The 22,299-nt window shown below is 68.5% G+C and carries 21 protein-coding genes and 1 pseudogene; 4 read left to right on the forward strand and 18 right to left on the reverse strand.

All coding sequences use genetic code 11. The features are described 5' to 3' along the window. Window positions 1–89 precede the first annotated feature (89 nt). Both folE and AB2385_RS11470 read right to left on the reverse strand, forming a co-directional pair. Window positions 90–665: a GTP cyclohydrolase I FolE gene (folE, locus tag AB2385_RS11465; protein WP_367655161.1), complete on the reverse strand. Its 576-nt coding sequence runs from the start codon at window positions 663–665 to the stop codon at window positions 90–92. An 18-nt stretch (window positions 666–683) separates the two neighbouring features. Beyond that, window positions 684–1,301 (reverse strand): DedA family protein, encoded by a 618-nt coding sequence (locus AB2385_RS11470; protein ID WP_367655140.1) that lies wholly within the window; start codon window positions 1,299–1,301, stop codon window positions 684–686. Between the two features lie 122 nt (window positions 1,302–1,423). Here AB2385_RS11470 and AB2385_RS11475 point away from each other — a divergent pair, with 122 nt between their 5' ends. After that, window positions 1,424–1,855: a DUF2203 domain-containing protein gene (locus tag AB2385_RS11475; RefSeq protein WP_367655141.1), complete on the forward strand. Its 432-nt coding sequence runs from the start codon at window positions 1,424–1,426 to the stop codon at window positions 1,853–1,855. A gap of 116 nt (window positions 1,856–1,971) precedes the next feature. On the opposite strand, the gene AB2385_RS11480 is transcribed toward AB2385_RS11475, so the two are convergent. The 3 genes from AB2385_RS11480 to AB2385_RS11490 form a co-directional block, all read right to left on the reverse strand. Next, entirely contained in the window at window positions 1,972–3,258 is a 1,287-nt protein-coding gene (locus AB2385_RS11480) for a (Fe-S)-binding protein (RefSeq protein WP_367655142.1), read from the reverse strand. Continuing rightward, window positions 3,255–4,667 (reverse strand): FAD-binding oxidoreductase, encoded by a 1,413-nt coding sequence (locus AB2385_RS11485; protein WP_367655143.1) that lies wholly within the window; start codon window positions 4,665–4,667, stop codon window positions 3,255–3,257. The genes AB2385_RS11480 and AB2385_RS11485 overlap by 4 nt, the downstream gene beginning before the upstream one ends. Window positions 4,668–4,817: 150 nt before the next feature. Further along, window positions 4,818–5,156 (reverse strand): hypothetical protein, encoded by a 339-nt coding sequence (locus AB2385_RS11490; protein WP_367655144.1) that lies wholly within the window; start codon window positions 5,154–5,156, stop codon window positions 4,818–4,820. A 101-nt stretch (window positions 5,157–5,257) separates the two neighbouring features. On the opposite strand from AB2385_RS11490, the gene AB2385_RS11495 reads away from it, so the two are divergent. Beyond that, the gene (locus tag AB2385_RS11495; protein ID WP_367655145.1) at window positions 5,258–5,749 is read left to right on the forward strand and encodes an N-acetyltransferase family protein; all 492 of its coding nucleotides are present in this window, start codon (window positions 5,258–5,260) and stop codon (window positions 5,747–5,749) included. An 86-nt stretch (window positions 5,750–5,835) separates the two neighbouring features. On the opposite strand, the gene AB2385_RS11500 is transcribed toward AB2385_RS11495, so the two are convergent. The 11 genes and pseudogenes from AB2385_RS11500 to AB2385_RS11550 all read right to left on the reverse strand — a co-directional run bounded on the left by AB2385_RS11500 (window position 5,836) and on the right by AB2385_RS11550 (window position 17,108). Next, window positions 5,836–6,681 carry a DUF2268 domain-containing putative Zn-dependent protease gene (locus tag AB2385_RS11500; RefSeq protein WP_367655146.1) on the reverse strand — a complete coding sequence of 282 codons (846 nt, stop codon included), beginning with the start codon at window positions 6,679–6,681 and terminating at the stop codon, window positions 5,836–5,838. Between the two features lie 48 nt (window positions 6,682–6,729). After that, window positions 6,730–7,899, reverse strand: a pseudogene (gene trpB / locus AB2385_RS11505) (tryptophan synthase subunit beta). A 149-nt stretch (window positions 7,900–8,048) separates the two neighbouring features. Beyond that, window positions 8,049–8,429, reverse strand: a complete 381-nt coding sequence (locus AB2385_RS11510; RefSeq protein WP_367655147.1) for a HesB/IscA family protein — start codon at window positions 8,427–8,429, stop codon at window positions 8,049–8,051. A gap of 214 nt (window positions 8,430–8,643) precedes the next feature. Beyond that, window positions 8,644–8,817 carry a hypothetical protein gene (locus AB2385_RS11515; protein WP_367655148.1) on the reverse strand — a complete coding sequence of 58 codons (174 nt, stop codon included), beginning with the start codon at window positions 8,815–8,817 and terminating at the stop codon, window positions 8,644–8,646. 49 nt (window positions 8,818–8,866) lie between these two features. Further along, window positions 8,867–9,721 carry a carbohydrate ABC transporter permease gene (locus AB2385_RS11520; RefSeq protein ID WP_367655149.1) on the reverse strand — a complete coding sequence of 285 codons (855 nt, stop codon included), beginning with the start codon at window positions 9,719–9,721 and terminating at the stop codon, window positions 8,867–8,869. Beyond that, complete coding sequence (locus AB2385_RS11525) at window positions 9,705–10,640, reverse strand: carbohydrate ABC transporter permease (RefSeq protein WP_367655150.1); 936 nt, start codon at window positions 10,638–10,640, stop codon at window positions 9,705–9,707. The genes AB2385_RS11520 and AB2385_RS11525 overlap by 17 nt, the downstream gene beginning before the upstream one ends. A gap of 78 nt (window positions 10,641–10,718) precedes the next feature. After that, the gene (locus tag AB2385_RS11530) at window positions 10,719–12,071 is read right to left on the reverse strand and encodes an ABC transporter substrate-binding protein (RefSeq protein ID WP_367655151.1); all 1,353 of its coding nucleotides are present in this window, start codon (window positions 12,069–12,071) and stop codon (window positions 10,719–10,721) included. 147 nt (window positions 12,072–12,218) lie between these two features. Continuing rightward, entirely contained in the window at window positions 12,219–13,283 is a 1,065-nt protein-coding gene (locus AB2385_RS11535) for a sugar ABC transporter substrate-binding protein (RefSeq protein ID WP_367655152.1), read from the reverse strand. Window positions 13,284–13,295: 12 nt separating this feature from the next. Beyond that, window positions 13,296–14,612 carry a response regulator gene (locus AB2385_RS11540; protein ID WP_367655153.1) on the reverse strand — a complete coding sequence of 439 codons (1,317 nt, stop codon included), beginning with the start codon at window positions 14,610–14,612 and terminating at the stop codon, window positions 13,296–13,298. After that, window positions 14,593–16,128 carry a histidine kinase gene (locus AB2385_RS11545; RefSeq protein WP_367655154.1) on the reverse strand — a complete coding sequence of 512 codons (1,536 nt, stop codon included), beginning with the start codon at window positions 16,126–16,128 and terminating at the stop codon, window positions 14,593–14,595. Before AB2385_RS11545 ends, AB2385_RS11540 begins: the two co-directional genes overlap by 20 nt. Beyond that, the gene (locus AB2385_RS11550; RefSeq protein ID WP_367655155.1) at window positions 16,125–17,108 is read right to left on the reverse strand and encodes a substrate-binding domain-containing protein; all 984 of its coding nucleotides are present in this window, start codon (window positions 17,106–17,108) and stop codon (window positions 16,125–16,127) included. The genes AB2385_RS11545 and AB2385_RS11550 overlap by 4 nt, the downstream gene beginning before the upstream one ends. Window positions 17,109–17,245: 137 nt before the next feature. Between AB2385_RS11550 and AB2385_RS11555 the strand changes: the two genes are divergently transcribed. Then, a complete protein-coding gene (locus tag AB2385_RS11555) occupies window positions 17,246–18,208 on the forward strand; it encodes a cation diffusion facilitator family transporter (protein WP_367655156.1) in 963 nt (320 codons plus the stop codon). Between the two features lie 53 nt (window positions 18,209–18,261). On the opposite strand, the gene AB2385_RS11560 is transcribed toward AB2385_RS11555, so the two are convergent. After that, window positions 18,262–20,319: a bifunctional UDP-sugar hydrolase/5'-nucleotidase gene (locus AB2385_RS11560; RefSeq protein ID WP_367655157.1), complete on the reverse strand. Its 2,058-nt coding sequence runs from the start codon at window positions 20,317–20,319 to the stop codon at window positions 18,262–18,264. 296 nt (window positions 20,320–20,615) lie between these two features. On the opposite strand from AB2385_RS11560, the gene AB2385_RS11565 reads away from it, so the two are divergent. Continuing rightward, window positions 20,616–21,188 (forward strand): 3-hydroxyacyl-CoA dehydrogenase NAD-binding domain-containing protein, encoded by a 573-nt coding sequence (locus AB2385_RS11565; protein ID WP_367655158.1) that lies wholly within the window; start codon window positions 20,616–20,618, stop codon window positions 21,186–21,188. Window positions 21,189–21,279: 91 nt separating this feature from the next. Here AB2385_RS11565 and AB2385_RS11570 read toward each other — a convergent pair whose 3' ends face one another. Beyond that, window positions 21,280–22,008: a YebC/PmpR family DNA-binding transcriptional regulator gene (locus AB2385_RS11570; protein WP_367655159.1), complete on the reverse strand. Its 729-nt coding sequence runs from the start codon at window positions 22,006–22,008 to the stop codon at window positions 21,280–21,282. Window positions 22,009–22,299: the final 291 nt, after the last annotated feature.

The raw sequence follows: 22,299 nt of genomic DNA on the forward strand, positions 1-22,299 counted from the left end.
TTCTACCATTACAGGGTTCCCCGCAGTGCTCAGGGGAATGGTGGCAAGAGCAGAGCCTCCGTGACGGGTGGTCACGGAGGCTCGCCGCATCATGCCGTTCCCTGCCGGATCAGCGCCATCGCCTCGGCCCGCGTGGCGTGATCGGTCTGGAACACGCCCCGCACGGCCGACGTGACGGTTCTGGCGCCGGGCTTGCGCACGCCGCGCATGCTCATGCACATGTGCTCCGCCTCGACCACCACCAGGACCCCGTGGGGGTTCAACTGCTCCATGAGCAGGTCCGCAATCTGCGCCGTCAGCCGCTCCTGGAGCTGGGGCCGGTGGGAGAAGTCCTCCACGATGCGGGCCAGCTTCGAGAGTCCGACCACCCGCCCGCTGCGGGGGATGTAGGCCACATGGGCCTTTCCGAAGAAGGGGAGCAGGTGGTGCTCGCACATGGACGCGAACGAGATGTCGCGGACGATCACCAGTTCTTCGTGGTCTTCGTGGAAGATCGCAGACAGCCGTTCGGCCGGGTCCCGGTCGAGGCCGTCGAAGATCTCCTCGTAGAAGTCGGCTACCCGCCGCGGCGTCTCGAGCAGCCCCTCGCGGCCGGGGTCTTCCCCGATGGCCTCCAGGATCATCCGCACGGCTTGCTCGATCTTTGCCTTGTCGACTGCCAACAGGGCCACATCCTTTCCGCACTACCTGGGCCTGCCTGGCTTGGCCCATCCGCCTTTTTGGACGGTGCGGAAACCTTGAATGGTACTGGTCCCGCGAAGGATTCGGATCCACCAGAACAGGAGCAGGGCGGCCAGGGCGATGACTGTGGGCAGGAGCCACCGCTCCAGCCGGTCCGTCAGCGCACCCAGGTGGCTGCGGAGCAGCCGCCCGGCCGCCAGGGTGGCCACGGCCCAGGGGACGGCGCCAGCGAAGGTGGCGAGGCAGAAGAGGAGGGGGTTCATGCGCACCATGCCGGCGGGGATGGAGACGTAGTTGCCGATGGCCAGGGGGCGCGCCCAGCACACGGCGCCGAGGCCCCAGCGGGCGATGAGCTGCTCGATGCGCTCCCGGTGGTGCGGCGCCAGCCAGGCCAGGGCCGCCCCACCGAGGAGCCGGCCTACGGCGTACTGGGCGAGCGATCCCAGGGTGTACCCGAGGCAGAAGGCGACCGTGAGCACGCCGACGTCGTGCCAGTTGTGGGCCGCCCGTATGCCGATGGTCGCCATGATGAGGCTGCCCGGCCAGGGGATGCCGGTGCCTTCCATGAAGCCGGCCAGGAGCAGGGTGGAGAGGTACTCGATGCGGACATCCAGGAGCATGAACGCAGGGGATCCACCTTTCGTGCCCCGCCGGTGGACCGGCAGGGTTTGACTTCTGCCCTTCCGAATCCGTATAATGCGCGTAAACCGGTCGCACGGCCGAGCGAAAGTGGGGATGGGTCTTGGGGAAGCACTACTTTACGCCTGAAGAAGTGAACCGTCTCATTCCCGAACTGGAGCGCATCATCGCCTACCTGCGGCGCCTGGACGCGGAGATTCAGGAGAAGGACTGGCGCCTCAGGCAGCGCAAGGTGGAGGCCCGGCGGCGTGACGACAAGGTAGACACCTATACCTTCCTCAAGGAAGAGGCCGAACTCGATTTCCTCCGGATCCTGTCACAGACGCAGTGCGACCGAATCCGGCAGCTGGGCGGAGAGCTCAAGGGCGGGTACCTGGTCGACTTCCCCGCCCTGATCGACGGGCAGGAGGTGCTGCTCTGCTGGCGGCCGGGGGAGCCCGAGGTGGCCTGGTACCACGGCCTGCACGAGGGAATGATGAACCGGAAACCGCTCTCCGATGCAAAGGGTGACCCGGCGGCCGATTCGGAGGGGTAACCCTCGGAGTCACATCCCTAAATAATACGATTCTGCCCACCCGTTTGTTGCAGAACGAAGCCACCCAGGGGCGAGCGCCCCTGGGTGGTTTGACGTATCCGCAGGAGACGGGTACCTCAGCGGCCCCCGCCGGTGGCAGGCGCCTTGCGCATCGCCTCGGCGATGACGTCGGCGATGTGGCGCACCTGCACCTTGTCGGCGAGGCCGGCCCGCCGGACGCCTTCCAGCATCTCCAGGTGGCACGGGGTATTGGCCACCACCAGCGTCGTGGCGCCGGTCTTCTCGACCTTGCGGGCCTTGTCGTCCAGCAGCCTGTCCGAAATCTCGGCCTGGGTGATCATGAACGTGCCGGCGGCGCCGCAGCACCGGTCGGCCTCGGGCAGCTCCACGAACCGGGCGCCGGGCAGCGCCTTCAGCAGGTTGCGCGGCGGGGCGGCGACCTTCTGCACGTTGCGCAGGTGGCAGGAGTCCTGGTAGGTGTACACCCCCGGCATCTCGCCCATCGGGATGGGCCCGAGCTGCTCCACCAGCTCCGAGAAGTCGCGGCAGCGGGCGGAGAAGCGGCGCGCCCGGTCGGCCCACTCGGGGTCGTCGGCCAGCAGCTTGTCGTACTCCCGGAGGGCGGCACCGCAGCCGCCGGCGGTGCTGACGATGAAGTCGAAGCCGCCCTGCTCGAAGGCGGCGATGTTCCGCTTCGCCTGGGCCACGGCCATCTCGTGCTCGCCGGCATGGGCGTGCACTGCGCCGCAGCAGCCCTGGCCCTGCGGGATCACCACCTCACAGCCGAGGCGCGTGAGCACCTCGACGGCGTTTTGGTTGGTATCGAAGAAGACGATGTCGGAAAGGCATCCGGTGAAGAAGCCCACCTTGTACCGGCGCTGGCCGACGGCCGGGTTAACCTGCTGCCGCGCGGCCCGCCGGGCGGGAGACGCCACGGGCGGGATCACCCGCTCCATGTCCGCCAGGCCCTTGCCGCCGACCTTCTCCACCAGGTTGAAGCGGTGCGCCAGGCCGTTCAGGTGCAGCTTCTGGTAGAGCCAGAGCGCCCAGCCAGAGAAGCGGATGCCGGCGGGAGTGCCCAGCAGGTAGTGGTAGGCCCAGCGCACGATGCCGGGCAGCGGCCGCACCTGGGCGAGCTGGGCCCGGCCCTGTTCCAGGATGTGCCCGTAGGTGACGCCGGCCGGGCAGGCGGGTTCGCAGCCCCGGCAGCCCAGGCAGGTGTCCAGCGGGCCGGCGATGTCCTCGATCTGGAGCTTCCCTTCCGTCACCGCCCGCATGAGGGCGATGCGGCCGCGCGGGCTGGCCGACTCCACCTGCAGCTCCCGGTAGCTGGGGCAGGCGGGCAGGCAGAAGCCGCAGCGCATGCAGTTGAGGACCATGTCCTCCGAGATCTGCACCTTCACTGCCGCACCACCACCCGCTTCCGGGTCTCGCCGGCGAACATCTTGCCCGGGTTCAGAATGTGGTGCGGATCAAAGGCGTTCTTGATCGCCTTCATCAGGTCGATGCCCACGGGGCCGACCTTCCACTCCAGGTAGGGCGCCTTGGCCTCGCCCACGCCGTGCTCGCCGGTGATGGTGCCGCCCAGCTCCAGCGCCTTGGCGTAGATCTCGGCGAAGGCCTGGTCTACCCGCTCGAGCTCTTCCTTGTTCCGCTCGTCGGTCATGCAGGTGGGGTGGAGGTTGCCGTCGCCGGCATGCCCGAAGGTGCAGATGTCGAGGTTGTACTTCCGGGCGACGCTCTGGATGTAGGCCACCATCGGGGCGAGCTGGCTGCGGGGCACCGTCGCGTCCTCGAGGATGGTGGTGGGCTTGCGCCGCGCCAGGGCCGAGAGCGCCCAGCGGCGGGCCTGCATCAGCCGGTCCTGCTCTGTCGGGTCGCTGGCGTGCTCCACGCGAGTGGCGCCCTCCTCCCGGCAGATCTCGGCGATGCGGGCGATGTCGGCGTCGCAGACGGATGCGGGTCCGTCCTGCTGGATCAGCAGCAGCGCGGCGGCGTCGGTGGGCAGGCCCAGGTGGACGTAGTCTTCCACCGCCCGGACGGTGCCGTTGTCCATGAACTCCAGCGTACAGGGGATGATGCGGTTGGCGATGATCTTGGACACCGCACGGGCCGCCGCCGTCATGTCGGCGAAGATGGCCAGGGCGGTGCGCTTGGTCTCGGGCATGGGCAGCAGCTTCAGCGTGACCTCGGTGACGATGCAGAGGGTGCCCTCCGACCCGCAGATCAGCTTCACCAGGTCGTAGCCGGCCACGTCCTTCACGTTCTTGCCGCCGGCCCGGAAGACGCGCCCGTCGGCCGTGACCGCCTCGAGGGCGATCACGTAGTCCTTGGTGACGCCGTACTTCAAGCCCCGCAGGCCGCCGGCGGACTCCATCACGTTGCCGCCCAGCGTGGAGGAGGTCATGGAGCCGGGGTCGGGCGGGTAGAAGAGGCCCACTTCCTCCACGGCCTTGTGCAGGGCCGCGGTGACCACCCCGGCCTGGGCGGTGACCGTCAGGTTCTCCTGGTCGATCTCCAGAATGCTGTTCATCCGGTTGAGAGACATGACGATGCCGCCGGACGTGGGCACGGTGCCGGCCGAGAGGTTGGTACCGGCGCCGCGGGTATGCACCGGGATGCGGTGCTCGTGGGCCACGCGCATCACGGCAGCGACCTCGTCGGTGGTGCGCGGCAGAACCACGGCGTCCGGGAGTCGCTGGTACAGCGGCGTGGCGTCGTAGGAGTAGGCCATCAAGTCTGCCTTGCTGGTGAGGCACCACTCGGGGCCCACGGCTTGCCGGAGCGCATCCAGAATTTCGGGCTTGAGCATGGCGTCGATCTTCCTTTCGCGTGGGGCTCCATGTGAGCAAGTCGGTCAGGTGGTCAGACCACTCCACGCATTGGAGTACGTGACCGGCACCGGTTTTCCTGCTGTAAAAAACAGCGAGGAGCAGAGCGCTCCTCGGCGGCGCACCGCCCCTCACTCGGCCTGTCCCAGGGCCTTCTTGGCCAGATAGGCGGCCATCAGGCGGTCGTACGTCGCCTGACTGTAGGGGAACGAGACCACGGTCATCAGTACCACCATGCCGTCGCCCCGGTGGAAGTGGACCGAATCGCACTGGGAGCCGTCGTCCAGGTCTTCCACAAACGCCTCCATCACGGCGGTGGCCGCCTCCTCGGAGAACGGCTCTTCCAACTCCATCTCTCTGCAGATCTGCTTGTAGCGTTCTTCGGGCAGCTTCAGGTCAAGGTACTGCTGGATGTAGATCCGCGGCTTTCCGCGGTCGGTCGTCGCGCCCTGCCATCGATCTCCGGCCACTGCGAAGGACCCCCCTTTCCCCCTCAGTATAGCGTCCGGCCGCGTCCTTCTCAACTCGAACGGCGCCGCATAAGCATTCGTGGCTGGAGGGGTGAGGGCACATGGTGCGGGTGCGGGCCTATCGACCGGCGGAACTGCCTCTGGTGCTGGCGCGGGGCGTGGCCTCCGCCCGGGACCAGCTGGTGGGCCGCGAGCGGCCGCACGCCTGCGGCGGTGCGCTGGAGCGGCAGTTTCACGAGATGTACCGGCTCGTGCTTTCCGTGCCGGACAGCGCGCTGCTGGTGGCGGAGCTCGCCGGACCACCGCCGCCGGGAGCGCCGGACGGCGCCCTCGCGGGGCACGTGCTCCTGCTGCCGCAGGGGAACCCGTTCACGGGGGCACCGGAGGTGGTCGTGATGGACATCTGGGTCCATCCCGCCCTCCGGGGCCGGGGCATTGGGACGCGCCTTCTGGCCGCGGCGGAGGCGCACGCTCGCCGGATCGGCGCCCGCGGGCTGGTGGCGCAGATCGCCCTGCACAACGGGGCCTCGCTGGCGCTGTTCCGCCGCAGCGGGTTCGTGCAGGAGCGGGTGGTGGTGGGGAAAGGATGGTGAGGGGAGGCCCCGGGGGTTGAGGAGGCCCGCCGGCTCGGGAGGGGGATGGACCGGCGGGCGGAACGGGAACCCGGCGGGGGTTCCGTTCAGGCGATCCGCCGCAGGATCTCGACGGACGGCAGGCAAAGCAGCTCCGGCATGGCGCCCGTCCCGAACCGGTCCAGGTAGCGGCGGCAGAGGGAGTAGCCCACCCAGTAGCCGCTGATGGGCGCTTCTCGGCTGAAGTAGCGGAGGAAGACCGGCATCCCCGCGGCGCCGAAATCCCGGGCCGCCGCGGCCACCGCCTCGGCGTCGTGCGCCCGATGCCAGGCGAGGCGCAAGGGGTCCATGAAGGTGGCCAGGGTCTCCCGGCCCAGCAGGAGGTCGGTGAAGAGCAGGGCCGTTCCCTCCAGCATCACCATGTCCAGCAGGGTGAGCCGCCGGGGGGTGGGCGGCAGCCCCAGCGCCTCCATGCGCACGGCGTGGGCCGCCTCGTGGGGCAGCATCTCCACCACCTCGTCGGGGTGGTACCAGTACTTGGGGCCCGGCGGCGGGGCGGGAGAGAAACGCTCCAGCCCCAGGGCGATGGCCGGCCGTCCCCCGACGGCGATGGTGGCGGCGGGGGCGGCGAAGAAGAGCGTGGCCAGGTAGAGCGGCGGCAGCGGGCCGGGGAGCAGCGGGCGCAGCGCGTCCAGGATCTCCCCGGCCCGGCGTTCCATGTCATAGCTGGGCGCCGGCCGCAGGGCCCGGTGGAGGGCAGGGGCCAGGCGGGACACGGTTCCGGGCAGCCCACCAGGGTCCAGGAGCGCCGGGCCGTAGGTCTCGGCCAGGCCGTCGAAGTAGGCCCGGTGGGGGCGGTAGGCCATGTCGTGAAACGCCGGCCAGAGCGGGGCGCCGCGCGCCGCGGCCTCGAGAGCCAGGAGGACGTCGCGATAGACGGGAAGTGCGCCCATGAAGAACACCCCGGGCCCAGCCTATGCGGCCGGACCCGGGAGCGGGATTTACTGCGCCTGCCTGATCATGCGGAAGACCTGTTCGACGTCCTTGTCGCCCCGGCCCGAGAGGTTGACGAGGATGATCTTGTCCCTGTCCAGGGTTGGGGCCAGCTTGAGCGCATAGGCGACGGCGTGGGCGCTCTCCAGGGCCGGGATGATGCCTTCGGTGCGGGAAAGCATCTGGAAGGCCTCGAGCACCTCCTCGTTGGTCACCGTGTGGTACTCGGCCCGCCCCGACTCTTTCAGGTAGCTGTGCTCGGGCCCGATGCCCGGATAGTCCAGGCCGGCAGCGATCGAGTAGGTGGGCCGGGGGTTCCCGTGCTCGTCCAGGAGTACCAGGGACCTGAACCCGTGCAGGACGGCCGGCACGCCCTGGGTCAGCGTGGCGGCCTGGTCGGGCTCGACGCCGATCAGGCGCACCGTCGGTTCGTCGAGGTAGTGCGCGAACGCGCCGATCGCGTTGCTCCCCCCGCCGACGCAGGCGACCACGACATCCGGCAGCCGGCCCTCCTTCTCGAGCATCTGCCGCTTGGACTCCTCGCTGATGATCGACTGGAAGTGCTTCACCATGGTCGGGTACGGGTGCGGGCCCACGGCCGAGCCCAGCAAGTAGAAGGTGTTCCGGTAGTTGGCCACCAGGTCGGCCAGAGCCTCGTCCACGGCGTCTTTCAGGCGGCCCTGGCCCTTGCTGACGGGCACCACCCGGGTGCCGAGCAGCTCCATGCGGAACACGTTCAGCGCCTGGCGGCGGGTGTCCTCGGCGCCCATGTAGATGACGCACTCCATCCCGAACATCGCACAGGCGGTCGCCGTGGCCACGCCATGCTGGCCGGCCCCGGTTTCGGCGATTACCCGCCTGGCGCCCATCCGCTTGGCCAGCAGGATCTGCCCCAGCACGTTGTTGATCTTGTGCGAGCCCGTGTGGTTCAGGTCCTCGCGCTTCAGGTAGACCCGCGCCCCGCCCAGCATCTCCGTCAGCCTCCGGGCGAAGGTCAGCGGGCTCTCCCGGCCGATGTACTCCCTGAGGTAGTACCTGTACTCGCTGACGAACTCCGGGTCATCCTTGTACCGGAAGAACTGCTCCGCCAGGTAGTCCAGGACCTCCTGCAACTCAGGCGGGACGAAGCTGCCCCCAAACTGCCCGAACTACCCTTCTCGCTCGCTCGCCGCCGTCATTCGCCTTCCCCCTCTGTCGGTGCTCATGGGTATGGCAAAATGTTACCATAAATCTGTTGCCTTGTAGACAACTCGGCGGCGAAACAGACGCGACGGCCTCCCGTTGAGCAGACGCTGTCAGGTATGCGCCGGCCGGTGCGGGTGCCTGCTCAGGCTCCTTCCAGCCAGGGAGGGAGCTCGTAGGCCCGGCACTGCCGGGACTTGCCCACGAAGGGCGCGCCGAAGGAGCGGCCGCAGGCGCACCGGTGCTGGGCATTCAGGCGGCGGAAGCGAAACCGGGGCGGTCTCAGCCGGTCGTTGTACTCGAGGACGGCCCCCTCCACAACCTCGGCCAGGGCAGGGGCCACGTACACGGCGACGCCGTCCTGCCGGACCACCAGGTCGCCTTCCTGCGGAACGTCCAGCGACATGTAGAGAAACTGGCCGCAGCATCCGCCGGGCTGCGGTGCAATGCGCAGGGAGCAGTCGGGCCGCTGTGCGGTCGCCGTCAGGCGCCGGATCTGGAGCACCGCCGTTGACGCCAGGCGCATCGCGCTCCCTTCACCTCCGGAAGCGTCAGCCCAGATTTTGTCGTTTACAGGGCTCGTCCCGCTCTGGCAGCCGGAAGGTGCGGCGGGGTTCCATGCAGGCCGCAGGCCGGGCGGAACGGGGGTTCAGAAGCATCTCATTAAGGTGAAACGGCGCAGGCGCCGCATCGGTTCAGAACTGCAGAAGAGGAGGAGGCTTTCGCCTCCTCCCCGTGGCCTACTCGTTGGGACCGTGGTGGTTGGAGTAGTACTGCTTGGTGACCGGGATCGTGCGGCGGACCTTTGTCATCCGCAGGTTCCCTTCCACCTTCTCTACATCCACCGGGTTGTACCGCTGCCTGAGTTCCCACTTGTCGGACTGCCGCATTTCCGGTGGAAACACTTCGGACATGCCAGGCACCTCCCCAAGAGAGTCGGGCCCGGCTATAGCATGCCCGCGATCAGCCCTTCACCGCGCCGGCCATCAGCCCGCGCACGTACCAGCGGCCGAGCAGGATGTAAACCAGGAGAGTGGGCAGGGCGGCGATGAGCGCCGCGGCCATCTGCACGTTCCACTGCACGATCTGGCTGCCCGACAAATTCTGCAGGGCCACCATGATCGGCTGCTTGGTCGACTGGGTGATGGAGACCGCAAACAGGAACTCGTTCCAGATCTGGGTGAACTGCCAGATGCCCGTCACCACGAAGCCTGGCAGCGAGAGCGGCAGAGCGATGCGCACGTAGGCGCCCCACACGCCCGCACCGTCGATGCGGGCGGCATCCATGAGCGAGTCGGGGATCTGCGCGTAGAAGTTGCGGAACATCAGCGTGGTGATCGGGATGCCGTAGACGACGTGCACCAGTACCAACCCGGAGATGGTGTTGTACAGCTTGATCTCCTGCAGGAACCGGATGAGCGGGATGAGGATCGACTGGTAGGGCACGAACATGCCGAACAGCAGGAAGGTGAAGACCTGGTCGGCGTAGCGGAACCGCCACTTGGCCAGCACGTAGCCGTTCAGCGACCCCACCAGCGACGAGATGATCGTCGCCGGGATGACCAGGGCGAAGGTGTTGATGAGGTTCGGGCGCAGTTTCTCGAAGGCCACGGCGTAGCTCTGGAAGCTGAAGGTCCGCGGCCACTGCCACATCTGCTCCAGGGTGATCTGGTCCATCGGCTTCAGGCTCGTGGCCAGCATCACGTAGACTGGGGCGACGAAGAAGACCGCCACCGCGATCATGAGGAGGTAGAGGAGGGGTGCCTTCAGGCGCTCCGCCAGGGAACGGGGAGGCACGGCGCTAGTTGATGTCGACATCGCCCAGATCCCTCCTCCCCCGGCCGAGCAGGTACGGCACGGTTACGATGGCCGAGCAGATCAGCATCACCATGGCGATCACGGCGCCGTTGGCGAAGTGGTTGCCCCGGAACGAGGTCTCGAACATGTACACGCCCGGCACGTCCGTGACGTATCCGGCCCCCGGGCCCGTCATCGCGTAGACCAGGTCGAAGGTCTTGAGCGACACGTGCGCCAGCATGATCGTGATGGTGATCGTCATCGGCCTGAGCATCGGCAGGATGACATAGCGGAACTTCTGCCACTCCGTGGCGCCGTCCACGCTGGCCGCCTCCCGCACCTCGTCGGGGATCGCCTGCAGGCCGGCCAGGTAGGTGGCCATGGCAAAGCCCGACTGCTGCCAGACGCCGGCGATGATCACGGCCAGAATGGCCACCGGAAGGCCGAACTTGATGCGGCCGACGCTGATGGCGGGGATGATGCGCGTGCTCACGTACCAGAGCGGCGTGTTCTTCATCCCCAGCGCCTTGAGCAGCAGGTTCACGCCGGTGGACGGGTTCAGGATCCACTGCCAGACCACGCCCGTGACCACGAACGACAGCGCCATCGGGAACAGGTAGACGTTGCGGAAGAACGAGGCCGCCCGCAGCTTCTGGTCCACCAGAACCGCCAGCGCCAGGCCGATCACGAGACACGAGCCGATGAAGAGGACGCTGAAGAAGAGCGTGTTCCGCAGGTCGGACTGGAAGCGGAAGTCCTTGAACATGTAGATATAGTTCTTGAACCCCGCAAAGGAGAGGTCCGGGACGAAGGTGTTCCAGTTGGAGAGCGAGACGTAGCCGGTCCAGCCGATGAAGCCGTAGACGAAGATGGCGATCAGGATGATCGAAGGTAAGACCATGAGGAACGGCACGAACCGTTCCAGCCGCTCCGCTTTCACTCGACCCACCCCCGGTTCAGGGTGAAGGAAGAGGGCCGGCCCACTGGTGGAGTCGGCCCTCGTTGCGTTCAGCCCCTCTTACTTGAGCTCTTCCTGGGCTGCCGTCACCAGGTCGCTCAGGGCCTGGTCCACGTCGCCCGTGGTGGCGAAGACCGTGACCACCTGCTGGATCTTCTCGGTCCAGCCGGGGCTGGCCGCCGAGCCGTGGGCGATGGACGGAGTCAGCTTGTTGGTGGACCAGTCCTGCATGGCCTGCTGGCTGTACACGTCGTACTTGCTCACGTCGGCGTCGGTCCGGGCGGGGATCGAGCCCTTCAGCGGGTTGAAGACGTCCTGACCCTCCTTGGAGCCCAGCACCTTCAGGAACTCGATGGTCGCATCCCGGTGCTTGATGTCCTTCGGCAGGCCGAAGGTATCAGAGATGAACATGAAGGTGCCCTCGGTGTTCCAGGACGTGAACCAGCCGAAGTCCTCGTTCGGCTTCAGGCCCAGGTCGGTGGTGAAGTAGCCCTTGGCCCAGTCGCCCATCAGGTTCATGGCCGCCTTGCCCTCGGCGACCAGCTGCGAGGCGTCCTGCCAGTTGCGGGCGGAGTGGTCCTCGTTGATGTACTGCAGCATCCGGTGGAAGATGTCGAGCGCCTCGCGCACGCCCGGATCATCCCAGGCGACGCTGCCGTCGAACAGACCGTTGTACTTGTCAGGCCCCATGGTGCCCAGCAGGACCGACTCGAACAGCTGCAGGGCGGTCCAGGGCTCCTTGTCGCCCAGGGCCAGCGGGGTGATGCCCTTGGCCTTCAGGGTCTCGGCCACGGTGAAGAACTCGTCGAAAGTGGTCGGCGGGGTGATGTTGTTCTCATCGAAGATCTTCTTGTTGTAGAACACCACGTTGCCCCGGTGGATGTTGACGGCCACGCTGTAGACGTTGCCGTCCTTGCTCATCATCTCGACGAGCCCCTTCGGGAAGGCGTCGTACCAGCCTTCCTGCTCATAGAGGAAGTTCAGCGGCTCCATCTTGTCGGCTGCCACCCAGGTGTCCAGCAGCTCGTGGGCCGCGTGCACCTGGAAGGTGTCGGGCGGGTTGCCGCCGCTCATGCGGCTGGCCAGGACGGCCTTGGCGTTGGTGCCGGCGCCGCCGGCCACCGCGGCGTTGATGACCTCGATGTCAGGGTGTTTCTCCTTGAAGAGCTGGATCAGGCCCTCAAGGCCGGCCGCCTCACCTGCACCGGTCCACCACGAGAAGATCTCGACCTGCTTCTCGGAGCTGGTGCTGGTGGTGCTCTCGCCGGAGGAGGGGGTCTGCGTTTCGGTTTGCGTCTGCGACGAGGTGTTGTTCTGCTCCCCGCTCTGGGTGGACCCACCGCCACAGCCGGCGGCCAGGAGCAGGGCGGCACAGAGCGTCGCAACGAGACTGACCTTCAAGAACCGGTTCATCTGTGCGATCCCCCCATATCCGAATTCTGGAGCCAACTGTAGCGTAGCAAATGCCGCCGGCGGGTGCTCTGCACGATCCTGTCCTGATGCTGGACCGGTTTGCTCCCTTGCCGGCGGAGGGGTGGATTGCCGGCAGACGAATCTGTGCTAGTGGGGGATGCCAAGAATGTCCTCCTTGCGGTGGAAGCCGTCTGCCACCACCGTGTCGAGCCAGTTGCTCCTGTCCACGGTCACCGGCTCCAGCACGAGGGTGGGCACCTCGTCCTTGCCGTTGAAGGTCGTGCGGGTCGCCGAGGGATGCTCCCCCCGGGCCAGGGCCACGGCCACCTCGGCTGCGGTGGCCGCCAGCTGGCGGATGGGCTTGTAGACCGTCATGGTCTGAGTGCCGGCCAGGATCCGCTGCATCGCCTCCAGGTCGGCGTTCTGGCCGGCCACCAGCACCTGGCCGGCCAGGCCGTGCCGGGAGAGCGCGGCAACAGCGCCGCCCGCGAGGGCGTCGTCGGCGGCGATGATCACGTCGATCGGGCGGGGGGTGGGCGCGTCCGCTGCGTCTTCCCCGGGGGCTCCGGCGTCGGGTGGCAGCAACGTTTCGACCAGCGCCTCGGCCGCCTCCGCACTCCAGCCTTCGACCATCTCCTCCAGCACGATCTCGATGTCGCCCCGCTCCTGCAGCGGGTCCAGCACGCGATGGATTCCCTTGCGGACCTCCCAGGCCTGGTCGTCTGCCGGCGCACCGCCGAGCAGCACGTAGCGCCCCTGGGGCATCTGATCGGCGAGGTACTGGGCCTGCAGGAAGCCCGCCCACTCGTGGTCGAACGCCAGGTAGAAGTCGAGGTCGACGTTGCGGATCAGCCGGTCGTAGGCGACCACCTTCACCCCGGCCGCCCGGGCCTCGCTGACGATGGGCCGCATCGCCTCGGCGTCGTGGGCGACGACCACGAGCACGTCCACGCCCCGGGCGATCATGTTCTCCGCCTGGCTCATCTGCAGAAACGAGTCGCCGGAGGCGGCCTGCACGATCACGTCGGCGCCCAGCTCACGGGCGCGCGCGACGAAGAGGTCGCGGTCCCGCTGCCAGCGCTCCTCCTGCAAAGTATCCATGCTGAAGCCGATCAGGATGTCCGGCTGGGCCTCGCTCGGGGCGGCCTCCCGTGCCGCACAGGCTGCGAGCGAGAGTGCGAGGCCCATGAGCAGGACGGTGAGTTTGCGCACGCGCCACATCCCCTAGACCATGCTGGTGCGGTACTCGGTGGGCGTCTGCCCCGTGACCTTCTTGAACACCCGGCTGAAGTAGTTGGGGTCGTTGTAGCCCACCCGGAAGCAGGTCTCCTTGATCGAGATCGCCGGGTCGGCCAGCAGCCGCTTGGCCGCCTCGATGCGGACGCGGGTGAGGTAGTCGACCACGCTCTCGCCGCACACCCGGCTGAAGATTTTCGAGAAGTAGTAAGGGGTGAGCGAGACCTCCCGGGCCACCCGCTCCAGCGAGAGCTCCTCGGCGAAGTGCTCCTCGATGAAGCGCTTGCCGCGGGCGACGGCCGTCAGCACCGCCGGGGTGGGCCGCCAGCGGTCCGGAAGGCGCGGCGGGGACTGCGCCCCGGCCTCCTCCGCCGGTTCCAGCCCCTCCAGGTCGCCGAAGTGGGTCACCTTCTCGGACACGTCCTCGAACCGGAAGGCCGCCATGGCCTCCTGGTACGAGCGCAGGAGCGCGCCCGGCAGCGCCGGCCGGCCGATGCCCGCCCGGAGGCGCACCCCGGTCTGCTCCTTCACCCGGTCGCGCAGGCGGTGGGCCAGGGCGGAGGACCAGGTGCGGCTGTGGTACTCGTCGATGGGCACATCCACGGTGACCAGAAGCGGCCTCACGCCGCTCTCCTCGACGCCGATGACACAGGTGCAGAGGGAGTGGGCCAGCGAGTGCAGGTACTGGAACGCCGCCTCCTTGAGGCGGGCGCGCTCGGGCCCCGGCATGTCGGGCGGGAACGACCGGGGCGTGAGGCCCAGCACCATGCAGAACCCGGCCCGGAAGTCGATCCCCAGGAACTGCTGGAGCGTGGCGCGCCGGTCGGGGGCCTCGCCGCTGATGAGGAGCCGGTACAGTTCCGCCTCGGCCAGGGGCCGGACGAGGGCGAGCTGCTCCTTGCGGGCCAGGTCGTCCTGCCGCTTCTGCCGCTCCGAGGCGATCTCCGCGGCCAGGCGCCGGAGGAGCGCCACCATCTGGTCGCGCTTCACCGGCTTGAGCAGGTAGTCCACCGCACCCAGCCGCAGGGCGTCGCGGGCGAAGTGGAAGTAGTCGTACGCACTCACGATGACGCAGCGGGTGTCCGGGCAGCGGCTCCGGATTTCCCGCAGGGCCTCCAGCCCGGTAAGGCCGGGCATCTGGATGTCCAGCAGGATCACGTCGGGGTGCAGGCGCTCGGCCAGATCCACCGCCTGGGTGCCGGTGCCGGCCTCGCCCACCACCTCGGCCTCCGGCAGGTGGCGCTGCAGCAGCACGCGCAGGGCCTCCCGTTCGATGGGTTCGTCGTCAGCCACCAGGATGCGCACGGTTCTCCCCCCCTGTCTGGTCGTGGTCTGCCCCGGCCGTGTGCGGATCCACGTGGTAGGGCAGCTCGATCAGGCAGCGCGTCCCCCGGCCGGGGGCGCTCTCGATGCGGAATGTGGCCTGGTCGCGGTAGAACAGCTCGATGCGGCGGCGGACGTTGTAGAGGCCCAGGCCGGTGGTGTGGCCCCGGGCGTTCACCTCGGCGGTGCCCTCGATCAGGGCTGCCAGCCGGTTTTCCGGGATGCCCACGCCGTCGTCGGCCACGACGACCTGCACCCGGTCGCCGGCCCGCCGCACCGTCAGCTCCACCGTTCCCCCCTGCTCCCGGGAGCCGATGCCGTGCATCACGGCGTTCTCCACCAGCGGCTGCACCATGAGGCAGGGAATGGTGACGGCCAGGGCGGGCTCGTCGATGTCACACCGGAACCGTATGCGGTCGCGGAAGCGCTCCTGCTGGATCGTCATGTAGCGCCTGACCTGTGCGACCTCTTCCCCGAGGGTCACCGGCCGGTCCGGCGCCCGCAGGCTGTAGCGCAGCAGGTCGGCCACGGTCTCCAGGAGGCCGCAGGTCCGGTCCGCCCCCTCGATGAGCGCGGTCTTGGCGACCATGTTGAGCGTGTTGAAGAGGAAGTGGGGGTTCACCTGCGACTGCAGGGCCCGCAGCTCGGCCTCCCGGAGCAGGCTCTGCATCTGCAGGTTCTCCATCTCCTCGTGGCGGAGGCGGCGCTCCAGCTCCGCCTTCGACGCCAGTTCCTCCATGTGCCGCCGCAGGCTCTCCTGCATCTGGTTGAAGGCCTGTCCCAGCACCTTGATCTCCTCGTCGACCCCCACGGGCACCGGCGGGCCCGTGAGATCCCCGCCGGCGATTCGGCGCGCGGCGCCGGCCAGGGCCTGCAGCGGGTCGGTGACGCTGCGGGCGAAGGACCAGGCCGCCACCACCACGATCAGGCTGACGGCCGCCAGCACGGTGAGGGCGATCCGCTGCAGGAGCTGATCCCGCTCGAGCACTTCGGGGTAGACCTCGCTGAACGCCTCCAGCTCCGCGGCCAGCAGCCGGTCGGCGGTCTCCCGCACGTACCGGGCGATGGTGGCCGCCTCCCGGTCGTGTTCGTAGTAGCGGTCCAGGTTGGCGGCGCCGAAGGCGTGGATGGCGGCGCCCGCCTCCACCAGGAAGCTGTCGGTCATGTTGTCGAGGTCGACCATCAGCTTGGCGCCGGTGCGGCTGACGGTGGCCTGGGGAAGCTCGCGGCGCAGGCGGTAGATCTCGGAGCGCAGCGCCGCGAAGCGGGCCTCGGTCTGGCCGGCCGCGGGGTCGGTGGCCAGCTGGCCCAGCGTCCGGGCCGCCTCGTCCACCGCCTGGGTGAGTTCGGCCACCCGCACGAGGTCGGCGAGCCGCTCCTGGTACATGTTGGCCGTGCCCCGGGAGTGGGTGAACATCTGCAGGGCGAAGGCCGAGAGCAGGAGCACGATGAGCATCATCGTGGCCATCAGACGGACCTGGACGGTGGTGAGCCTCATAGGCGGCGCCCCCTGGACTTCACGGTGACGGGGGTGGAGAGTTCCCGGTCGGGCCGCACGTCACGCCGCAGGTAGGCCTCCAGCACCTCCACCGCGACCCGGCCCATGGCGGCCGGGTCCTCCACCATGGAGACCCGGACGAGGTTGCTGAGCGGCTCCTCCGCCCAGCCCTGCTCGCTGCGCCAGCCCACCACGAGGATGTCGCGGCTCCCGGTCACGGTGGCCACCGCCTGCGCGACGCCGATGCTGTCCACCTCCGTCGTCGCGTACAGGGCCGTGACCTCCGGGTACTGCTGCAGGATCTGGAGCGCCTTCCGGCCCGCCACGTTGCGGTTGAGCTGCGACTCGGCCACGGCGACGATGCGCATGTTGGGCGCCATCGCCAGGGCGTCCCGGAAGCCCTGCAGCCGCAGGTCGGACTCCTCCGGCCCCAGGTGGCCCCGCACGATCCCGATCACGGCCTCGCCGCCCGTGCGCAGGATCAGCTCCTCGGCCGCGAGCCGCCCCGCCTGGTAGTTGTCGGTGCCCACGTACGCCAGGCGGCGGGTGGGTGACCCGGTGATGTCCGTTTCCACGGTGATGACCGGGATGCCGCGGTTGGCGGCCTTGGTCATGACCGCCGCCAGGGAGGCATCCTCCACCCCCTGGGTGATGATGCCGTCCACCTGGGCTGCGGCGGCCATGTCGATCAGCTGCACCAGCTCCTCCACCGAGGCCCGCCGGGCGCCCTGCATCTCCACCGTGACGTTCAGCCGCGCGGCGGCCTCGCTGGCGCCCCGGTAGACCTGCGTCCAGAAGGAGTTGTCCTGCGCCGGGGCCACGATCAGGAAGCGCAGGGGCGGGTTGCCGCTGCGCACGGGGTAGTTGGCCGCGATGACCGGCTCCCGGCTGATCTGGAGGTACCCGGCCAGCCCGCCCAGCATCGCGGCGATCAGCAGCGTGATGCTGATGCGGAGGATGAGGGTAGGAGAGGGTCTCACGGGGCACACCCTCTTCGTGCGTGTAGAGTTTCAGCTCTGAACTTCGTGTTGAGCCACAGAAGTCCTGCAACCGGGACGGTGCGGGCCCCGCCCGGCCGGCGCGCGGCGCATACTAGAGCGGAAAGGAGGGGGACCCGTTGCCGTCCAGCGTCTCCGGGAGCCAGCGCCAGCGGCTGATCAACCGGGCCGGCGCGCTCACCATCCTGGTCAACCTGAGCCTCACGGTCGCCCGGGGGGCGGCCGCGCTGCTCACTGGCTCCACCGCCGTGCTGGCCGACGCCGCCAACTCAGGAACCGACATCCTGGCCACGCTGGTGGTGATGGGCGGCAGCCGCATCGCCGCGCTGCCGCCGGACTGGAACCACCCCTACGGCCACGAGAAGGCGGAGCCGGTGGCCGCCAAGTTCGTGGGCGTCATCGTCACGCTGGCCGGGCTCATGACGGGCGCCGGGGCGCTGCAGGCGCTGCGGGCCGGGCCGGAGCCCATCGGCCTGTCGGCGGCCGTGGTGACCGCCCTCTCCATGGCTGCGAAGGAGGGCCTCGCCCGCCACCTGGAGCGCCTGGGGCGGCGGATCGGCAGCCCGGCAGTGCTGGCGGACGCGGCGAACCAGCGCACCGACGTGCTGGCCTCGGCGGCGGCCCTGGCCGGCGCCCTGGGCGGCCGCTTCGGCCTGCCGCTGCTCGACCCCCTCATGGGGCTCCTGGTCTCGGGACTCATCCTGCGCATGGGGCTCGGCCTTTACTGGCAGGCCGTGCGCGACCTGATGGACCGGGCCCCGGATCCCGACACGATGGCCGCCCTGGAGCGGGCGGCCCTCTCGGTTCCGGGGGTGCGGGCGGTGGACGACGTGAAGGCCCGGGTGTTCGGCCCGGCCATCTACGTGGACTGCAAGGTGAGCGTGGAAGCCCACCTCACCGTGGCGGAGGGCCACCGCATCGGCAAGCGGGTGAAGGCGGCGATCATGCGGGCGGTGCCCGAGTGCCGGAACGTGCTGGTGCACGTGAACCCCTTCTCCGGTCTGGCGGCTGGGTCGGACCGGAACACCGGGCCAGGAGCCGCCGGCGGCGACCAGGGGAACATGCCGCCAGTGCTGGAATAAGGCACAGGGGCTGTCCCGGAAGAGGGACAGCCCCCACACACTGCCCCTGCGGATTACTCCGCAGGATAGTTGATGACCTGGACCCGGTTCTGCAGTTCGTAGGTGAGCGGCTGATCACCGGCGACGGCCTTGAAGTAGTCCACCAGCGAGTCGAGCAGCACGATTCCCGTGTCGACCTGCTTGTCGGTGAGTTCCGCCAGGATCGTGAGGCCGTCACCGCCGGAGGCCATGAAGTTGTTGACGACCACCTTGTAGGTGGCATCCATGTCAAGCGGCGTGCCGTCGGCCAGCTTGATCTCGAGCACCCGCTCGCCGTCGGGCTTGCTGAAGTCCCAGGTGTAGGTGATGCCGGACACCTGCAGCGGGCCATAGCCACCGTTGTTCAGAATCCGGTTCACGTAGCCGGTCAGCGCCTGCTCCAGCAGGGTCTTGATCTGGCTGCCGGTCATGTCCACGAGCACCAGGGTGTTGCCGAACGGGCTGGTGCTGTAGAGGTCGCCCCAGGTGATGAGGCCGTTCTCGCCAGGCGTCAGGTCGGCCCGGATGCCGCCGCCGTTATGCGCCGCAATCTGGGCGCCCGGGGCACCGGCCACCATCGAGTCTGCAATGAAGTCGCCCAGCGGGCTCTCGCCGGAGGGCTGGTAGGTGCGGGTGAGTTCATGCGCCAGCTTGCCCACCGGAGTCTGCTTGATCGGCTCGATCTCGGCGGCCCACTTGGCAACCAGGTCGTTCGCCCACGGAGTCGGGGCCAGGGTCTGGTTCGGGTTCCACACGTCGACCGCCGCCTTGGTCACCTGCTTGCTGGCCCGGTCGATGTACAGGTCAATGCGGGCCAGGCCGGTGCCCTGCGACCCGGACTGCACGGCCGGCACCTGGTTGCCGTTGGCATCCAGCACGTAGCCAGCCGCCATCTCATGGGAGTGACCGCCGGTGACCGCATCGATCTTCTCGGTCACCTGGGACATCCAGTCGGACACCTCGTTGACCACCCGAAGCGGCTCCACGGGGCTCTGGCTGGCTGAGCTGTGGCTGACCACGACCACCAGGTCAGCGCCCGCCTCCCGCAGGGCCTTGGCCTCAGCGTTGACGATCGGAGCAGGATCAACGAAGTCGAGCCCCTCGATGTTGGCGGCCAGGACGATGTTCTCAGAATCCGGGGTGGTAATGCCGATAAAGCCGATCTTGTAGCCACCGATCTCGAGGATCGTGCTCGGAGTCAGCCAGTCCGGCCGCTCCTGGGTCCCTTCGATCAGGATGTTGGCGGCGATCGTCGGGTGGTCGGCGCGCTTCAGCATCTCCTGCAGCTTGGGCTGGCTCCAGTCAAACTCATGGTTGCCCAGGGTGGCGATCTTCACGCCGACCTTGTTGCGCCACTCCTGCACCGACGCGCCATCCACCAGGTTGGAGATGGGGGTGCCCTGGAAGCTGTCGCCACCGTCGATCAGCACCGTGTTCGGGTTCTTCAGCAACTGGCCGGCGATGGCCGTGGTAAAGCGGGCGGCCCCCAGCTGAGCGCCCTTGGGTTCAAGCTGACCGTGGAAGTCGCTGTAGACCAGCAGGGAGATCTTGTCCACGCCCTCGGGCAGGACCTCGGGCATGGCCAGGTTGATCAGCTTGGCCGCCTCGCCCAGGGTCACGGGCGCGTCCAGGTCGATCTCGCCGGTGTCCCGGCCTTCCACCACGCCCCGCAGCAGCAGGAAGGCCAGGGCCTCCTTGGTCGCCTGATCCGCAGCAGCAGCATCGGCGTAACCATCGAGCACCCGCAGGTCCACCTCGCCCAGGTTCCCGCCGGAGGCGGCCTGTGCGAGCAGCTTGATGGCCTCACCACGGGTGAGCGTGGCTTCCGTGCCCTCAGCCAGCGATGCGCCGGCCCGCGCCAGCAGGCCGCGGAAGGCCGACAGGGTCAGAGGAGCGTTCAGGTCAGACGACTCTTCCTTCGTCAGAATGCCGTCTTCAATGAGTTCGCACGCATACGGAGCGGCCCAGTGGTCTCCGAGGCCACAGTCGGTCACCCGCGCGGATACCACCTCTGCCGCAGACACGGGCAGGGCCAGAACCGAGACCAGTACCGCGGCGATACCCATGGACAGCAGTCGCCTGAACCGGTTCATGATCTGCCTCCTCTCCTGATTCGCGCGTACAATCCGCGCCAATTCACACTTGAGTTATACCACAGTCACCAGTGGGACTCCTGCCGCTGGCAACGGGGCTGGATGGAAATGGCCTTTCCGGACAACTTGCGCGAATAGACCCGTCCCGCCCGCATAAGGTGACCCCGAGGCAGGGAAGCGGGAACTGGGCGTCCGGGGCGGTGCCCGGGCAGACGGGCGCCTGGCCGGGCAGGAGCCGGGACGCCCCGGCGGAGGCAGCGCCCTCCGGAGGAGGCGAACGGAGGAGGCGAGCGGACATGATGGAGCGCATAACGGTGATCGGCGGTACGGCCGCAGGCGTGGAGATTGCGGCGCTGGCGGCCCGGGGCGGGTTTGCCACGTGCCTGCACGACCGCGACGCGGCCGGCCTGGCGGAGGCGGGGCGGCTGGTGAAGGAGCGGCTGGAGTCCCTGGACGGAGGCCCCGGGGGCAAGGTGCAGGTGGCCCACCAGGTCCGGGTGCGGCTGGAGCCCTCGCTGGAGGCGGCGGTGGGTGACGCCGACTTTGTGATCGAGGCCGCCTGCGACGACCTGGCGGCGAAGCGGGCGCTCTTCGCGCGGCTGGACGAACTGGCGCCGGCCCACGCCATTCTGGCCACCTACTCGCCCACGGTCTCGTCGGCCTACCTGGCGGCCGCCACCAGCCGCCCGGACCGGGTGGTCAGCCTGGGCTTCTTCACCCCGCCGCTGGCGCCGGCGGCGGTGGCGGTGATGCAGGAGCCGCACCTGCCCGCCGACGTGCTCTCGGCGGTGGCGGAAGTGGTCTGGCGGATGGGGCGGGAGCCGCTCATGCTGCGGCGCGGGCGGGAGCCCGAGGGCGCATCCGGATGAGGTGCGACCCGCCCGCCTGATTGCGCGCAGTGGCCGAAGGAGCACAAACGGCGGCGCCCTTTGAACGGGCGCCGCCGGTGGCATTCCTATCTTACGATTCCGCTATGTCCGCGTTGGTATACACGTTCTGGATGTCGTCGTGCTCCTCCAGCAGGTCGAGGAGCTTGAGCAGCTTGTCGGCATCCTCGCCGGTGACCGAGACCGTCGTGGTCGGGATCATGGCGATCTCGCCCTTCTCCACCGGGATGCCGGCCGCCTCCAGCCCCTTCAGCACCTGGTTCAGGGCTTCAGGGGACGTGTAGATCTCGTAGCCGTCCTCGGTGGCCTGCAGGTCGTCGGCTCCCACATCCAGGGCCACCATCATCAGCTCGTCCTCGCTGACCGGCACCTGGCTGCGGTCGAGCTCGACCACCCCGCGCTTCTGGAACATCCAGCTCACGCAGCCGGACTCGCCCAGCGACCCGCCGTGCTTGGAGAAGAGGTGGCGCACGTCGGCCGCCGTGCGGTTGCGGTTGTTGGTGACGATGTTCATCATGATGGCCACGCCGCCCGGCCCGTAACCTTCGTAGACGATCTCCTCATACCGGTCCGCGCCGCTCAGGCCGGCGCCCCGGGCGATCGCCCGCTGGATGTTCTCGTTGGGCATGTTGGCCTTGCGGGCCGCGGCCACCGCCGTCTTGAGGAGGAAGTTGGTCTCGGGGTCAGGTCCGCCCTCACGGGCTGCCTTCATAATATCCTTGGTGATGCGGGAGAAGGTCGCCCCTCGCTCCTGGTCCAGCTTGGCCTTCGAACGCTTAATGTTTTCCCATTTCCGACCCAAGGGAGAAACCCCCTCCGACTCAGTTTGCCGGTGAGCATTGTAGCATGCACATAAATCCGCGACAAGCGAGGACAGGGCGAACGGCCCATGAACTGTCGTGGCTGTCAGGGAATGTAAGCCCCGGAGAACGAGCCTGAGATCAGCGCCCACCTGGGCGGCCAGCTGCAGCGGCCCTGCATCCGGGCGGCGCCGGGCGAGTTGTGGGCCGGGGGAGCCCCTCGGGGCTCCCCCGGTTGCGTGTACGCCCGGCATGGGCGTCAGCTAGTCGGTGAAAGTCCGACCCGGGTCAGG

Source organism: Symbiobacterium sp. (genome assembly GCF_040797425.1).
Taxonomy (GTDB): Bacteria; Bacillota; Sulfobacillia; order Symbiobacteriales; family Symbiobacteriaceae; genus Symbiobacterium.

Excerpts from the sequence above, each read along its gene's own strand:
- AB2385_RS11470 (WP_367655140.1), bottom strand. The coding sequence starts at position 1,301 with ATGCTCCTGGATGTCCGCATCGAGTACCTCTCCACCCTGCTCCTGGCC.
- AB2385_RS11485 (WP_367655143.1), bottom strand. The coding sequence starts at position 4,667 with ATGCTCAAGCCCGAAATTCTGGATGCGCTCCGGCAAGCCGTGGGCCCC.
- AB2385_RS11495 (WP_367655145.1), top strand. The coding sequence starts at position 5,258 with ATGGTGCGGGTGCGGGCCTATCGACCGGCGGAACTGCCTCTGGTGCTG.
- AB2385_RS11500 (WP_367655146.1), bottom strand. The coding sequence starts at position 6,681 with ATGGGCGCACTTCCCGTCTATCGCGACGTCCTCCTGGCTCTCGAGGCC.
- AB2385_RS11510 (WP_367655147.1), bottom strand. The coding sequence starts at position 8,429 with ATGCGCCTGGCGTCAACGGCGGTGCTCCAGATCCGGCGCCTGACGGCG.
- AB2385_RS11515 (WP_367655148.1), bottom strand. The coding sequence starts at position 8,817 with ATGTCCGAAGTGTTTCCACCGGAAATGCGGCAGTCCGACAAGTGGGAA.
- AB2385_RS11520 (WP_367655149.1), bottom strand. The coding sequence starts at position 9,721 with ATGTCGACATCAACTAGCGCCGTGCCTCCCCGTTCCCTGGCGGAGCGC.
- AB2385_RS11530 (WP_367655151.1), bottom strand. The coding sequence starts at position 12,071 with ATGAACCGGTTCTTGAAGGTCAGTCTCGTTGCGACGCTCTGTGCCGCC.
- AB2385_RS11545 (WP_367655154.1), bottom strand. The coding sequence starts at position 16,128 with ATGAGGCTCACCACCGTCCAGGTCCGTCTGATGGCCACGATGATGCTC.
- AB2385_RS11560 (WP_367655157.1), bottom strand. The coding sequence starts at position 20,319 with ATGAACCGGTTCAGGCGACTGCTGTCCATGGGTATCGCCGCGGTACTG.
- AB2385_RS11565 (WP_367655158.1), top strand. The coding sequence starts at position 20,616 with ATGATGGAGCGCATAACGGTGATCGGCGGTACGGCCGCAGGCGTGGAG.